This is a genomic window from Pseudomonas lopnurensis, from assembly GCF_015070855.1.
In the GTDB taxonomy this organism is placed as follows: Bacteria; Pseudomonadota; Gammaproteobacteria; order Pseudomonadales; family Pseudomonadaceae; genus Stutzerimonas; species Stutzerimonas lopnurensis.
Genome location: NZ_JADDIX010000091.1, coordinates 80,417 through 94,210 on the forward strand (window position 1 = coordinate 80,417; position 13,794 = coordinate 94,210).

Annotated in this window: 13 protein-coding genes and 1 pseudogene; 8 read left to right on the top strand and 6 right to left on the bottom strand. The window is 63.6% G+C overall.

What is annotated here, in order from left to right:
* Positions 1–325: 325 nt before the first annotated feature.
* From IN820_RS18730 to IN820_RS18755, 6 genes are all read right to left on the bottom strand, one after another.
* Positions 326–1,510, bottom strand: coding sequence for an Rpn family recombination-promoting nuclease/putative transposase (locus IN820_RS18730; protein ID WP_235989197.1), 1,185 nt, complete (start codon positions 1,508–1,510; stop codon positions 326–328).
* Between the two features lie 185 nt (positions 1,511–1,695).
* Positions 1,696–3,399, bottom strand: coding sequence for an AAA family ATPase (locus IN820_RS18735; RefSeq protein WP_193682401.1), 1,704 nt, complete (start codon positions 3,397–3,399; stop codon positions 1,696–1,698).
* Positions 3,400–3,818: 419 nt separating this feature from the next.
* Positions 3,819–4,667 (bottom strand): energy transducer TonB, encoded by an 849-nt coding sequence (locus IN820_RS18740; protein WP_193682402.1) that lies wholly within the window; start codon positions 4,665–4,667, stop codon positions 3,819–3,821.
* Between the two features lie 5 nt (positions 4,668–4,672).
* Positions 4,673–5,056 (bottom strand): ExbD/TolR family protein, encoded by a 384-nt coding sequence (locus tag IN820_RS18745; RefSeq protein ID WP_193682403.1) that lies wholly within the window; start codon positions 5,054–5,056, stop codon positions 4,673–4,675.
* Positions 5,049–5,477, bottom strand: a complete 429-nt coding sequence (gene exbB / locus IN820_RS18750; RefSeq protein ID WP_193682404.1) for a TonB-system energizer ExbB — start codon at positions 5,475–5,477, stop codon at positions 5,049–5,051. The genes IN820_RS18745 and exbB overlap by 8 nt, the downstream gene beginning before the upstream one ends.
* Positions 5,478–6,220: 743 nt before the next feature.
* Positions 6,221–6,649, bottom strand: coding sequence for a TOBE domain-containing protein (locus IN820_RS18755; RefSeq protein WP_193682405.1), 429 nt, complete (start codon positions 6,647–6,649; stop codon positions 6,221–6,223).
* 189 nt (positions 6,650–6,838) lie between these two features.
* Here IN820_RS18755 and IN820_RS18760 point away from each other — a divergent pair, with 189 nt between their 5' ends.
* The 8 genes and pseudogenes from IN820_RS18760 to IN820_RS18790 all read left to right on the top strand — a co-directional run bounded on the left by IN820_RS18760 (position 6,839) and on the right by IN820_RS18790 (position 13,492).
* Positions 6,839–7,651, top strand: coding sequence for a TOBE domain-containing protein (locus tag IN820_RS18760; protein ID WP_193682406.1), 813 nt, complete (start codon positions 6,839–6,841; stop codon positions 7,649–7,651).
* Positions 7,652–7,709: 58 nt separating this feature from the next.
* Positions 7,710–8,462: a molybdate ABC transporter substrate-binding protein gene (gene modA / locus IN820_RS18765; RefSeq protein ID WP_193682407.1), complete on the top strand. Its 753-nt coding sequence runs from the start codon at positions 7,710–7,712 to the stop codon at positions 8,460–8,462.
* Positions 8,463–8,472: 10 nt separating this feature from the next.
* On the top strand, positions 8,473–9,153 hold the full coding sequence (modB, locus tag IN820_RS18770) for a molybdate ABC transporter permease subunit (protein ID WP_193682408.1): 681 nt from the start codon (positions 8,473–8,475) through the stop codon (positions 9,151–9,153).
* Positions 9,154–9,163: 10 nt separating this feature from the next.
* Positions 9,164–10,261, top strand: coding sequence for a molybdenum ABC transporter ATP-binding protein (gene modC, locus IN820_RS18775; RefSeq protein WP_193682409.1), 1,098 nt, complete (start codon positions 9,164–9,166; stop codon positions 10,259–10,261).
* 114 nt (positions 10,262–10,375) lie between these two features.
* Positions 10,376–11,176, top strand: coding sequence for a sulfite exporter TauE/SafE family protein (locus tag IN820_RS18780; protein ID WP_193682410.1), 801 nt, complete (start codon positions 10,376–10,378; stop codon positions 11,174–11,176).
* Between the two features lie 21 nt (positions 11,177–11,197).
* Positions 11,198–11,308 (top strand): annotated as a pseudogene (locus IN820_RS23025) (molybdenum ABC transporter ATP-binding protein); the annotation flags it as partial.
* 411 nt (positions 11,309–11,719) lie between these two features.
* Positions 11,720–13,051: an OprD family porin gene (locus IN820_RS18785; RefSeq protein WP_408005250.1), complete on the top strand. Its 1,332-nt coding sequence runs from the start codon at positions 11,720–11,722 to the stop codon at positions 13,049–13,051.
* 222 nt (positions 13,052–13,273) lie between these two features.
* On the top strand, positions 13,274–13,492 hold the full coding sequence (locus IN820_RS18790; protein WP_193682412.1) for a Nif11-like leader peptide family natural product precursor: 219 nt from the start codon (positions 13,274–13,276) through the stop codon (positions 13,490–13,492).
* Positions 13,493–13,794 lie beyond the last annotated feature (302 nt).

Consider the following 13,794-nt stretch of genomic DNA (forward strand, 5'->3'; position numbering starts at 1 on the left):
GCGGGTTGCAACCCGCCCTACGCCTGTCGCTGGTGCCGGAAGTTCGCACGGCGAATTTTCGCCTGCACGGCCCTCTACCGACACCACCCGATCAGCCCGAAAACACCTGATCAAGCCGTTCGGCGAACAATACCCGCTCGGCCCAGGCGGCCAACTCGGCTTCGCTGGCGGTCTGCAGCCCCGTAGGGCGGGTGAAACCCGCGCGGTCATTGCACTACACCCGGCCTCGCAATGGCGGGTTGCAACCCGCCCTATGCCTGTCGCTGGTGCCGGAAACTCGCACGGCGAATTTCCGCCTGGACGGCCCTCTACCGACACCACCCGATCAGCCCGAAAACACCTGCTCAAGCCCTTCGGCGAACAATACCCGCTCGGCCCAGGCGGTCAGCTCGGCTTCGCTGGCGGTCTGCAGCCGCTGTTCGAGGGCGTCGGGCAACTCGCCGAATTTGATCTGCAATTGGCGGCGCAGGGTATTGGCTTGGCCTTTGGCCTGCCCGATAGCCTCTCCTTCAGCACGACCCTCTGCCCGGCCTTTGGCCTCGGCCTCCGCCTTCTCCGTCACCTCGTCGCGCAGCGCACGTTCGCGGACGAACGCCAGGCGCTGGGCCTCGTCGTCGGCTGACAGCGCCTGCAGGCGCTCACGGGCCTTCTGAACCGCGGGGCTTTCGATGCTTTGCATGAGGTTGTCCTCCTGCCAATGCTTGAGGTATGCAACCCAGTCTGCCAGAGCGCTGCCAGCTTGGGAATGCAGTCGATCGGCCTTGGGTAGTTCGATCAGGTGCAGTTGCAGGCTACGGTCCAGTCGTACCTCGGGGCGCTGGCGGTCGCGTAATTCAAAAGCCCAGCAGGCCTGCGCCTCCCCGAAAAGATCGAAGTCCATCAGGTGGATGCCGATCACCGGCTGCACCTGATGATAGCCTTCCCCGCCCTGCAACTGCCGACCCAGGTTGCGGGCCAGGTAGTAGAGACTGCGCGAGGGCCAGCCGGCGTGGTTGCGGGTTTGCATCTCGATGTTGAACAACTGCCCAGTCAGGTCGCGGGCAAGGATGTCCAGCACGATGAACTTGCCGGTGAGCTCCTCCGGGGCGATCTGCGGGTTGAGAACCTGCAATTCGACGATGGGCGGCTCATCGCTGCGCACCGCATTGATGAGATCGGCCAACAGGTCCGGCGCCTCGGCGAACAGGCGCTTGAAGATCACGTCTAGCTTGGGGTCGAGTAAAGGAAGTTTGGGCATGCTGTACGTCCTTGTACGGGAGAAGCGCTGCAGGCACGACTTGAGCTGCTCCTGCGGATCGGTGCGATGCGCACCGAGGCATCGATGCCGCCGGCTTCCCCGGCAGTGAAGAAGATCAGGGTTCTGGTGGAATAGCCGAGGAGGTGGTTCTTGGTCGTGCTGCCCATCCCTGCACCTGCCGGCCAGATACTGTATGAAAAAACAGTATTCGCGCGACCTGCGTGCCGCAAGCGGAAAATGCCCGCCGCGTGAACGCCGTCCCAGTCGGTCCATATCGCGTCAACCGCGAAATTCGCCGATGAATCCGCGCCCACGACAAGCGACAGAGCATTTGTGACGCGACACTCGCCCGACCTCGCCCATTCCAACATGCTGCAATACGATCAGCCGCATGTTCGCGGCCCCACATCCCATCGCCGGGCAACCGGGACGGCGCATCGGCCAGCCTCATGCCTGGTTCAGCCGGCCTCGCCGATCTCCATGCCGCGGAACAGGCTGCAACGCTGGAACACTTCCAGGCTCGGCGCCACCGACTTGTGCTGGCAGTACTTGGCCACCAGCTTGGCCAACCCCTTGATATCGCGCCCGCTGGCCCGGGGAAAGCGCTCGGCGAGCAGGCGCGACAGCCCGTCGTCCACCGCCAGGCCGAACTGGGCGGTCATCACGCCCCAGATGCGCTGGCGGTCCTCCAGGCCCGGCGGGTAGTAACGGATCAGCGCGATGCAGCGGGAAACCACCGCCTCGTCGATATCGTCGACGCGGTTGGTGGTGAGGAACAGCAGACCGTTGAAATACTCGAGCACGCGCAGGAACACGCCCACCACGGCGTTGGCGACGATGTTGTCGTCGCGGCGCTTGATGTACACGTCGGCCTCGTCGATCAGCATCACCGCGCCCCAGCGCTGGGCCCGGGTCAGGGTGGCCTTGAGGGTGGTTTCCATCTCCGCCACGCTCAGGCCCAACTGCCCCGAATGCACCCGGTACAGAGGCCGGCGGATGATCTCCGAGTACACCTCGGCGGTGAGCGTCTTGCCCACGCCCGGCGGGCCCGCGCAGAGCACCGTGGTGCCGCCGGACTTGCCCGCGACGATGTCGTCCATCAGCACATCCATCTCGGCGGTGAGGATGTCGATCAGGTCAGTCTGCTCCGGCGGCAGGATCAGCTTTTCCTTGAGCTGGGGCTGGTATTCGTAAGGCCGCATGTCGTCGACGTGCACCCACAGGTGATGGTGCAGCTCGAGGTGGTACATCAGCACATAGCCATGCACCGGCAGCTCGCGGAACAACCCTTCGGGAATCTCCCGGCACAAGGCTTCCGCGGTTTTCTCCACGCCTTCGTCATAGCGCAGGCTACGCCCGGCCTTGCGCAGGTATTTGCCCAACACGTCGCCCGGAGCGTCCAGCACCAGCGCCCGGTCCTTGAGGATCGCCTCGTCGTTCACCAGCCGCGCCAAGCCACCGCTGGAGGACAGCACCACCCGGCTCTTGCGCGACCAGTCGGTGGTACGGTGGCTGGCGCTGGGGTCCTCGGCGAATATGCCGGTACCGGATGCGGAGAACTGCCGGCCATACTCCGAACGCCAGTCGAAGAAACGCGTGGCCGAGTGTTCGTAGGCGGCAAGCAATTCCGGGGTTTCCTTGAGAAACCCCTTGGCGATCAGGATTTCCGGCAGCGTCCGCCCAGCCAGATCACGCTCCAGTATCTGCACGGTCAGTACAGCGATCCGCGCCATGGCATTGGCTTTCAACTCGATCAGGATACGCCCGCTCTCCTCTTCTCCCGGCGGGGTGTAGTCCAGGCGGGTCACCAGATAGGCGAGCGGCTTGCCGGCGGCGTTCATGAGAAACAGCCAGCCCTTGCTGGCATCGCGTACGAGGAACTCGGCGAGGGCCGGCAGCATCCGTTGCAGATCGCCCTCGGCATAGCGCGCATTTCCTTCGTCCAATGCCCGCCGCAGGGCAGCGATCTGAGCGGCGCGCAGCTCCATCGCCGGGCCGGCGGCCAGGTACAGGCGATGCAGACAATCCAGTTGCGCCGCGTCGAGCTGCTCCAGAAGCACCTCGGCCCTGTTGCCGAACTTCAACTGCTCGGTCAAGGAAGCCAGCGGTGGGAATTCCCGGACCAGCGCCTCGACGTGTGGTCTATCGATAAGCAGCTTCATGTTTTTCCCGGGCTCCTGACGGCCATGCAGAACGGTGGAGGCAACACAGCAAAGCCCGTGCCCTGACCCAACCCGTTGATTTCGTTGATCCTTGAACAGCCTATTGGTCTGCTTTGCTACAGACCGCACGCGACTTTGTGCGGTATTGGGCAAAGCGCCGCCGTCTTCAGCCACGCCGGAGCCCGTTCGCGCGAAAGCAAGGCGCGAGCCATGAAGCCTGCTGGCTCATACGAACGGCGAGCGACGCAGATCGCGCCACAGCGCAAGCATGCCGGCTCTCGAAGGTAAGCGGCCTTTCGCGACCCTCCTGCCTGCGAGAGCTTCCTCGCAGTAACGCGGCTCGCGACGAAGCGGCAACGGCCCTGGCGACGTGGCTAAGCCTTCAAGGGTGTTCGAATGACCGCTGGTTCGCTGCTGGATCAGTTCTTCGGGCGCTCCTGTACGAAGGACACCGCGATGGCCACCTCCATGGCCCTGGGCGGCCGCTCGAAGGGCGCGCTGGCCTTGGCCGCCTCCAATGCCTTGCGATCCAGCAGCGAATAACCACTGCTGCGGCGAACCTGCAGAGAACCGGCCTGGATATATCCATCCTCGCCAAGACGGAAACTCACCACCGGCACGCCGACCTGGCCAGCCCGCCTCGCCTCCGCCGGGTAGTCCAGGTGGGACTGGATCGCCCTCTTCAGTTCGGCCAGGTAGCGGCGCAGAGCATCGGCTTCGGCATCCTGGTTACGCAGGGTCTGCTGTTGCTGCTGCTCTTCGGCTCCCCGGACCTGGGGTGCGCTGCTCTCGACCACCGGCCTGGGTGTCGGTGTCGGCGGGGTCGAGGGGGAATCCGAACTGGGCGCAGGCGGCTTCGGCGCGGGCGGCTGCGGTTCGGCGATCGGTTCGACCTGCACCGGACTGGGCGCGGGTGACTCCCTGTGCATTTCCCGAGGTTCCTCCGGTGGCGGTGGAGGCGGTGGCGCTTGAGGGGACGGTGGCGGCGGCGGTGGCGCGTCCGGGGGTGAGTCCATTGCCGGCTGGTCGATATCGGCACCGGCAACCCGCTCCTCCACCTGGCGGGCGGAGACCATGCCGAACAGTTCCACCACCAGTTGCTCCTGGCTGGGTGGCGGCGCGGTCAGGTAGTCGCGCAGCAGCCAGGGCGTCAGCAGAGCGCCATGCAGCAGCAGCGACACCATGAAACCCTGCCCCAGACCGAAGCCAGTGCGCTGCCCTGTCGGCGATGGCGCTACGGAACCGGCCGCCGTCAACGAAACCTGCATGCCGTTCACCGTCCGCCGCTCTCCGTCTGCACCGCCACCTTGCCAAAGCCCAGCTGCTTGAGCACGTCCACCACGTCGACGAAATGCTGCAGGCTGACGGCCTGGTCGGCGCGCAGCAGGAAAGCGGTTTCCCGGTCCTCTTCCTCTATCGCGCGGCCAAGCGCCTCGGTGGTCATCGGCTGACTGTCCAGGTAGATGGCTCCCTCGGCATCGAGCTCGATGGTGCGCTGCTCGCTCCGATCCGGCGCGCTGGCGGTGGCCTGGGGCAGGTTCACCGGGATCTTGCCGCTGACGATGAAGCTGGAAGTCATCAGCACAATGGTCAGCAGTACCAGCATGATGTCGATGAAGGGGATCATGTTCATGCTTTCGAATGGCTTTTCATCCATGGGCGATCTCCCACCTGAGCATCAGCACCTTGGCCTGGCGCAGCAGCAGGTTGTAGAACACCACCGCCACCAGGGCGACCAGCAGCCCCACGGCGGTGGCCTTGAGCGCCAGGGCCAGGCCGACCATGATCTGCAGGGTGTCGATGTTGGCGTCCATGCCCATCTGGTAGAAGGTCAGCATGATGCCCAGCACGGTGCCGAGCAGGCCGATATAGGGCGCATTGGCCGCCACCAGGGAAATCACCACCAGCTTCCCTGACAGTTCCAGCTCCAGCGACTTGAGGTCGCCGAACGCAGCAGGATCGATGCGCCGGTAGCTGAAGACGCGCTCCAGGCCGACCGCTACTACCGCCAGGCTGAGGATCAGCAGCAGCCCGATCACGCCGTAGTCGATCAACCCCGCCAGCCAATGTGCATTCATCTCAGATTCTCCTTTGCCTTTCGTATTCAAGGGTCGAAGGCCGGCGGTTCAGATCTCAGGCCGGCCTGGAAGCGCACACGGGTATCGTCGTCGCGTCGTCCGCCGACTCCGATCGCTGCACTACCTGTAGAAGCAAGACGAAACGCCCGGTCCCGAAAAACCCGGACAGACAGCGTTTGCCGGCTACCAAGAGAGGCTTAGTTATTTACTCTCAAATATAAATAGAAACGACAAATCCCCCCAAGCAAGCCATGTGCCAGCATCATTGAAACCGCTCAAAGCGTCGGCATCCGCGTCTAAAAAGGCTCCCAATGAACTGTATTAATTGAATATTTTGTGGCGAAAGAAAGAGGCGGGGATTTCTGCAGCTAGCGACACATGCGCTGATCCGGCGTTTCCTATTAGTCGAACCAATAACAATGTTGCAAAGGCTACAGCCTTGATGGCGAGGCTTGACGGCGTCCAGAGCGAACCGTACCGATCGAGGCACAGCCATCGGAGCGGCACCTCTTCCCGCCGTCCGTGGGGCTGGCAGTTGGCCGACGCAAGGTTTTCAGCGCGCCTCTGAAAACGTAGGTGAGGCTGTCGACGCAAGACAAAAAACAGGCAAAAGCGCAGCTCACGAGTGTAATGAGCATTTGATTGGCTCGCATACGAGCCTTTTTTAACGCGGCGATGAAGGCGGCAGAGGGACAGTGGCAGGGCGGCCCCGTGGGCGCCGCCCCCTCGGACAGCCGGTCGCTTCAGGCCGGCACGCCGAGGATTACGTTGGATGCCTTGATGATCGCCGTGGCGCTGACGCCCGGCTCGAGCCCCAGTTCCTTCACGGCGTCCCGGGTCACCACCGACGTCACCTCGGTGCCGCCCGGCAGCGTCAGGGTCACCTCGCTGTTCACCGAACCTGGCTCGACATGCTTCACCACACCGCGCAGCTGGTTGCGCGCGGACAGGCGAACATCGTCGCCATCGCATACCAGCATGACCCAGGGCGCCTTGACGATGGCCAGCACTTCCTTGCCGGCAGCCAGCTCCAGGGAGGACGCGCTCTCCATGGTGACGACCGAGGTCAGGCTATCGCCCTGGCCCAGATCGATCGTCACCAGCGCATTGACCGCACCGGGCTGCAGCGCCAGGACGGTTCCCTTGAATACGTTGCGAGCACTTATTTTCATGCCAGTCCTCCCGTGTCGCCTTTGCGACATCGTTATATGATTGACTACATAGAATTGTCGGCAAGCTAACCCTGCACCAACGGATGAACTGTACTCGGCTGAGTTATAGCGACGGAACCACAGGAAATCCAGCACTGGCATACGGCTTGCTTTATATAAACCGGCAACGATAAAGAACGGATGAAAGCCATGAACGCGACCCGCTATCTCGCCCGCATGTCCCTGGACACCGACGTCGGAACGGCCCTGAGCGATACCCGCATCCGCCTGCTGGAGTCGATCGAGCGTGAAGGATCGATCAACCGCGCCGCCAAGGCCGTGCCGCTGTCCTACAAGGCGGCCTGGGACGCTGTCGACACCATGAACAACCTGGCGCCCGAACCCCTGGTCAAACGCGTCGCTGGCGGCCGCCAGGGTGGCGGCACCCAGCTCACCGACTATGGGCGCCGCATCGTGGCCATGTACCGCGCCCTGGAAATCGAATACCAGGCCACGCTCGATCGGCTGACCGAACGGCTCAAGGAGGTGAACGGTGGTGATGTCCAGTCGTTCCAGAAACTCATGCAGCGCATGAGCATGAAGACCAGTGCGCGCAACCAGTTCGCCGGCACCATCACCGGACTGCGGGTCGGCGGCGTCGACTACGAGGTGCGCATCCAGCTCGACGAGCAGACCGAGATCGCCGCGATCATCACCCGTGCCAGCGCGGAGAACCTGGACCTGGCCATCGGCCGCGAGGTATTCGCACTGGTCAAGTCGTCCTCGGTGATGCTGGTCACCGATCGCTCGGTGAAGCTCACCGCACGCAACCAGCTCTGGGGGAAAGTCAGCGCGACCCACGAAGGGCCGGTGAACAGCGAGGTGACCCTGACCTTGCCGTCCGGACGCAGCGTGACCTGCGTGATCACCGCCGAAAGCTGCCAGGAACTGGATCTGGCGCCAGGAACCCCGGTCGGCGCCTTCTTCAAGGCATCCAGCGTGATCCTGGCCGTATACGAATAACCGACGACAACGCCTTTACCCGCGACCCGACATCATCCCAACAGCAAGGAGTGTGACCATGAATACCCTGTCCCGCCTGTTCGTCGCCCTGGGCGCCGGTCTACTGGCCTGCTCGGCCCAGGCCGCCGAAGTGACCATCGCCGTGGCGGCCAATTTCACCGCGCCGATCAAGGAAATCGCAGAAGCCTTCGAGAAGGAAACCGGTCACAAAGTGGTGACATCGCTCGGCCCCACCGGCGGCCTCTATACCCAGATCAAGAATGGCGCACCCTTCGAAGTCTTCCTCTCCGCCGACGACAGCACGCCGGCGAAACTGGAAAGCGAAGGCGAAATCGTCCCCGGCTCGCGCTTCACCTACGCCATCGGCAAGCTGGTGCTCTGGTCGGCGCAACCCGGCTACGTCGACGAACAGGGCGAGACACTGCAGAGGAACGACTTCAAGCACCTGTCCATCGCCAACCCGAAGACCGCGCCCTACGGCCTGGCCGCCACCCAGGTGCTGGACAAACTCGGTCTGAGCGAGGCTGTCCGGCCGAAACTCGTCGAGGGCAGCAACATCACCCAGGCCTACCAGTTCGTCGCCACCGGCAACGCCGAGCTGGGTTTCGTCGCCCTGTCCCAGGTATACAAGGACGGCGAGATCACCGAAGGCTCCGCCTGGATGGTCCCGGACGACATGTACGAGCCGATCCGCCAGGACGCGGTGCTCCTGAAGAAAGGCGCCGGCAACCCGGCTGCCCAGGCGCTGGTCGACTACCTGAAAGGGCCGCAGGCCGCCAAGGTGATCGCCGCGTACGGCTACGAGAGCTGAGCCGTCATCCATGCCGCTGTCCACCCACGATATCGCCGCCATCCGCCTCACGCTGGAGCTGGCCTCGCTGACCACGCTGCTGCTGCTGCTCATCGGTACGCCCATCGCCTGGTGGCTGGCACGAACGCGATCGCGGCTCAAGGGACCGGTCGGCGCGGTAGTGGCTTTGCCGCTGGTGCTGCCGCCGACGGTGCTCGGTTTCTACCTGCTGGTCACCATGGGACCACACGGCCCCGTGGGCCAGTTCACCCAGTCCCTCGGGCTGGGCACCCTGCCCTTCACTTTCGCCGGCCTGGTGGTGGGCTCGGTGTTCTATTCCATGCCGTTCGTCGTGCAGCCGCTGCAGAACGCCTTCGAAGCCATCGGCGAGCGGCCGCTGGAAGTCGCCGCCACCCTGCGCGCCAGCCCCTGGGACACCTTCTTCAGCGTGGTGCTGCCGCTGGCCAAGCCGGGCTTCGTCACCGCCTCGATCCTCGGCTTCGCCCATACCGTCGGCGAGTTCGGCGTGGTATTGATGATCGGCGGCAACATCCCCGGCGTCACCCGCACGGTCTCGGTACAGATCTTCGATCACGTCGAGGCCATGGAATATGCCCAGGCGCACTGGCTGGCCGGCGGCATGGTGGTGTTCTCCTTCTTCGTGCTGCTGGCGCTCTATTCCGGCCGCCGCTTCAAGCCCGGCTTCAACTGAAAGGACTCGCATGACCGATTCGTCACCCGCCGGGCAGATCCTCGCCCGCTTCCACCTGGCCTGGCCAGGGTTCGAACTGGATGTGGACCTGACCCTGCCCGGCCGCGGCGTGACGGCGCTGTTCGGCCACTCGGGCTCGGGCAAGACCACCTGCCTGCGCTGCGTCGCCGGCCTGGAACGCGCCAGCGAGGCGTACCTGGAAGTCAACGGCGAACGCTGGCAGGACAGCGCGACAGGCCTCTTCGTCCCGGCGCACAAGCGCGCCCTGGGCTATGTGTTCCAGGAGGCCAGCCTGTTCCCGCACCTGTCGGCACGGCGCAACCTGGAATATGGCCTGCGCCGGGTCAAGGCGGCGCAGCGCCGGGTGGACTGGGATCATGTGGTGAAGCTGCTGGGCATCGAACATCTGCTGGACCGCCTGCCGGGGCGGTTGTCCGGTGGCGAACGCCAGCGCGTCGGCATCGCCCGCGCCCTGCTCACCAGCCCGCGCCTGCTGCTGATGGACGAGCCCCTGGCGGCGCTGGACCTCAAGCGCAAGAACGAGATCCTGCCCTACCTCGAACGTCTGCGCGAGGAGCTGGACATCCCCGTGCTCTACGTCAGCCACTCGCCCGATGAAGTCGCGCGCCTGGCCGACCACGTGGTGCTGCTGGATCAGGGCAAGACGATCGCCCAGGGCGGCCTGCGCGAAACCCTGGCCCGCCTCGACCTGCCCACCGCCCTTGGCGAGGATGCCGGCGTGGTGGTCGAATCCGTGGTGGCCGGGCACGACGACGTCTATCACCTGACGCGTCTGACCTTCCCCGGCGGCGAAGTGCTGGTGGCGCGCCGCCCGGAAGCCATCGGCCAGCGCCTGCGCTTTCGTGTGCATGCCCGCGACGTCAGCCTGGCGCTGGAGCGCGCCGAAGGCAGCAGCATCACCAATTTGTTGCCCGCGCGAGTCGAGGCGTTGGCCGCGGCGGATACCCCGGCGCATGTGCTGGTGCGCCTGGATGCCGGCGGCACGCCGCTGCTGGCGCGCATCACTCGCCGTTCGGCCGACCAACTGGGCATCGCGCCGGGCCTGCCGCTATGGGCGCAGATCAAGGCCGTCGCACTGCTGGGATGAACAGGGGGACAGCCTGTTACGTCCAGTGCAACGGCTTCACGGCGATGACTCCGCGATAGCCCGCCCGGCGCCCTTTGCGTGACTGCCGGAGCGCACACCAAAAAGGAATCAGCGATGCTCACCGCAGCCATCGACACGCCACGACTTGCACTCGCCACACTCACCGGGCTTTCCATCGGCATTCTGGGAGGGCTGATCGGGCTGGGCGGCGCCGAATTCCGTTTACCGCTGCTGATCGGCTTATTTGGTTTCACCGCACTTTCGGCGGTCATTTTGAACAAGACCCTGAGTCTGGTTGTGGTGGCCTCCGCCTTGCTGTTCCGCTCCCAGGCGATTCCCTTCCCGGAAATTCTGGCCAATGGGACCATCATCCTCAATCTCTTGGCAGGGAGTCTTCTCGGTGCCTGGCTCGGCGCCGGCTGGGCCACCCGAATGACAAGTCGGACGCTATATCGCGTACTGGCTACCTTATTGGTATTGATCGCCGCGATGTTGCTGCTCGGCCATGATCATCCGTCCGCAGGCCCAGCACTCGGAGGCTGGGTGCAAGCGGTGGCGGGCATTGCTGCAGGATTCGTCATCGGGGTGATTGCCTCGCTCATGGGGGTCGCTGGGGGAGAGTTCCTGATCCCCACGCTGATACTGTTATTCGGCACCGATATCAAACTCGCTGGCAGCCTTTCGTTGGCAATCAGCCTGCCCACCATGGTCGTGGGCTTTCTTCGCTACAGCCGCGATAGCAGCTTTCAAGTGCTGCAGCGCAACCTGCCATTCGTAATCATGATGGCCGCTGGATCTCTGGCCGGCGCCTGGCTTGGCGGGCAGTTATTGGGACGAGTGTCCAATGCCGTACTGCTCCCCCTCCTGGCGGGCATCCTGGCGGTGTCCGCCATCAAGGTATGGCGTCATAGCTAAAGGCTGTTCCCGTTTCGTCAGCGTCAGGATGCCGCGGGAACGCCGCTGCTAGCGCGCATCACCCGCCGCTCCGCCGACAGTTGGGCACCGTTCCCCGGCCCGTCGCCATGGACGCAGATAAAGGCTTTATAGCGTTGCTGAGGTGAGAACGGCGTTGGGCTTCGCCGCTTTCGGCTGACCCCAACTACGCAGCGCCATCGATCCTGCATTGCACCATTCAACTTCCGCAGCAAAGGGCCTGCCCGCTACGCGGAGTGATGTTTGACTGCGACGCTATTCACCCCACCCAACCGACGCATCCATCGTCCAGGCAAAGCCGCAAAGAGCCTTTGTCAATTTACTTACAAACACAATAAACAGCCGACATTTATCCTCTTCCCTCCATCGTTCGGTCGACGTAAAAAACAATAACTAATTGAATTACATACAAATAAATGATTATCGGCAGGGGCACGCGGCTTGCTTTATCTATATATGAAAACAATAAAAATATCGCATCCCTAACATTTTCAGGAGTAGCAACGAATGGACAAATTTTCGATCATGCGGGTCGCGTTGGCCGGTTTCATGGCACAACTGATGGTCATGCCGGCGCAGGGAGCCTTCATCGAGGACAGCAAGGCCAGCCTCGACCTGCGCAACTTCTACTTCAACCAGGACACCCGCAATCAGAGCGCGCCTTCCAGCAAGGAGTGGGGGCAGGGTTTTATTCTCAACTTCCAGTCTGGCTTCACCGAGGGCACCGTCGGTGTCGGCGTGGATGCCATCGGCCTGCTCGGCGTGCGCCTGGACGGCGGGGGCCGTTCCGGCAAGGCCGGCATCGACCGTACCCCGGGTGCGCTGTTCCCGCTGGACAGCGATGGCAACGCCGAGCACGACTACAGCAAGGCAGGGGCCACCGCCAAGGCACGCCTGTCCAAGACCGAACTGCGCGTCGGTACCCTGCTACCCAAGCTGCCGGTAGTGAACTACAACGACGGCCGCCTGCTGCCGCAACTGTTCGAGGGCGGTCAGATCACGTCCCGGGAGATCGATGGCCTGACGCTGACCGCCGGCAAGCTGGAGCACACCAAGACCCGCAGCTCCACCGACGACATCGGCCTGCGCATCTCCGGCGCCGCGCGCCCCACCGGCAGTCCGGCGACCACACCGGTGGCCGATGCCAACGCCTTCTACTTCGTCGGCGGTGACTACAAGCTCACCAAGGACCTGACCGCGCAGTACTACTACGGCAACCTGGAAGACTTCTACCAGCAGCACTTCCTGGGGCTGGTGCACAACTGGGGCGTGGCCGGTGGCAACCTGAAGAGCGACCTGCGCTATTTCTACAGCGATTCCGACGGCAAGAACGGCAGCGTATCCGGGCGCGCCGAAGGCTATCGCAGCAGCGGTTACTGGTCGGCCGGCGACAGCAAGACCGGCGAAGTGGACAACCGCACCTGGAGCGCCCTGCTCACCTACAGCCACAGCGGCCACGAGCTGAGCGCCGGCTACCAACAGGTCTCGGGCGATAGCGCCTTCCCCTTCCTCAACCAGGGCGACGGCGCCACCGCCTACCTGATCACCGACCGCCAGATCGCCAAGTTCCTCGGCGCCGGCGAACGCACCTGGCTGGCCGGCTACGGCTACGACTTCGGCAAGCTCGGCGTGCCGGGCCTGAAAGCCTCGGTGGTGTACCTGTCGGGCGACAACATCGACAGCGCGCAGAGCGACCGCAAGGAGTGGGAGCGCGACTTCCGCCTGGACTACACCCTGCAGGACGGGGCGCTCAAGGGGCTCGGGCTGTCCTGGCGCAACGCGAGCTTTCGCAGCAACGCGGCCACCGATATGGACGAGAACCGCCTGATCGTCAGCTACAGTCTGCCTCTTCTCTAAGGAGTGACGATTTGCGCCTTGATGCACGGATGCATGGACGCGAATCGAGCTCCCGCTGGAGCGAGCGGTTGTTCGATTGTCGCCAATGCGACATTCGAACAACCGCTGATCTCTATCTAACCTATTGATATTAAATGAAATAAATTAAGGCATCGAAATTGCTATGCCATGCCTCGCCTGCCATTCGAAGCTGGCTTCAGCCACAGCAACAGAGAGATCCCTATGTCCATCAAGGAAATCCAAGCCTTCTCGAGCCAAGCCATGAACGACCCGGCGCTCGGCGAAAAACTCAAAGCCTGCGAAAAGGTTCGCGACGTGATCGCCCTCGGCAAGGAACATGGCTACAGCATCATCGAGGACCTGCTCTACCCACCGAACGAACCGCAATTCAGCGAAGCGCAGCTCTCGCCGAAGATGGCCAAGGCGCTGCTGCGCGCCTGATATCCGGCAAGCACTAAACCGTAGGTTGGGTCGGGGCGCGCAGCCTGAGCTCAGCGAAGCCCAACACGCGTGGCATTGGGCAATGCATTTGTCACGGCATTGAACATTCGGCACACCGAACGCCGGCGTGGGTCGAACGCTCGGTGTCTCGTTGGGCTTCGCCGCTCTGCGGCTCAGGCTACGCGTCCCGACCCAACCTACGTGGTGCAGGTGTAGGTTGGGTTGAGCCCGCGAAGCCCAACGCGCGAGGCATCGGGCAATGCATTTGTCACGGCATTGAACATTCGGCACACCGAACGCCG

Coding starts and splice junctions, on each gene's coding strand:
- IN820_RS18730 (WP_235989197.1), bottom strand. CDS start 1,510: ATGGACCGACTGGGACGGCGTTCACGCGGCGGGCATTTTCCGCTTGCG.
- IN820_RS18735 (WP_193682401.1), bottom strand. CDS start 3,399: ATGAAGCTGCTTATCGATAGACCACACGTCGAGGCGCTGGTCCGGGAA.
- IN820_RS18740 (WP_193682402.1), bottom strand. CDS start 4,667: ATGCAGGTTTCGTTGACGGCGGCCGGTTCCGTAGCGCCATCGCCGACA.
- IN820_RS18745 (WP_193682403.1), bottom strand. CDS start 5,056: ATGGATGAAAAGCCATTCGAAAGCATGAACATGATCCCCTTCATCGAC.
- exbB (WP_193682404.1), bottom strand. CDS start 5,477: ATGAATGCACATTGGCTGGCGGGGTTGATCGACTACGGCGTGATCGGG.
- IN820_RS18755 (WP_193682405.1), bottom strand. CDS start 6,649: ATGAAAATAAGTGCTCGCAACGTATTCAAGGGAACCGTCCTGGCGCTG.
- IN820_RS18760 (WP_193682406.1), top strand. CDS start 6,839: ATGAACGCGACCCGCTATCTCGCCCGCATGTCCCTGGACACCGACGTC.
- modA (WP_193682407.1), top strand. CDS start 7,710: ATGAATACCCTGTCCCGCCTGTTCGTCGCCCTGGGCGCCGGTCTACTG.
- modB (WP_193682408.1), top strand. CDS start 8,473: ATGCCGCTGTCCACCCACGATATCGCCGCCATCCGCCTCACGCTGGAG.
- modC (WP_193682409.1), top strand. CDS start 9,164: ATGACCGATTCGTCACCCGCCGGGCAGATCCTCGCCCGCTTCCACCTG.
- IN820_RS18780 (WP_193682410.1), top strand. CDS start 10,376: ATGCTCACCGCAGCCATCGACACGCCACGACTTGCACTCGCCACACTC.
- IN820_RS18785 (WP_408005250.1), top strand. CDS start 11,720: ATGCGGGTCGCGTTGGCCGGTTTCATGGCACAACTGATGGTCATGCCG.
- IN820_RS18790 (WP_193682412.1), top strand. CDS start 13,274: ATGTCCATCAAGGAAATCCAAGCCTTCTCGAGCCAAGCCATGAACGAC.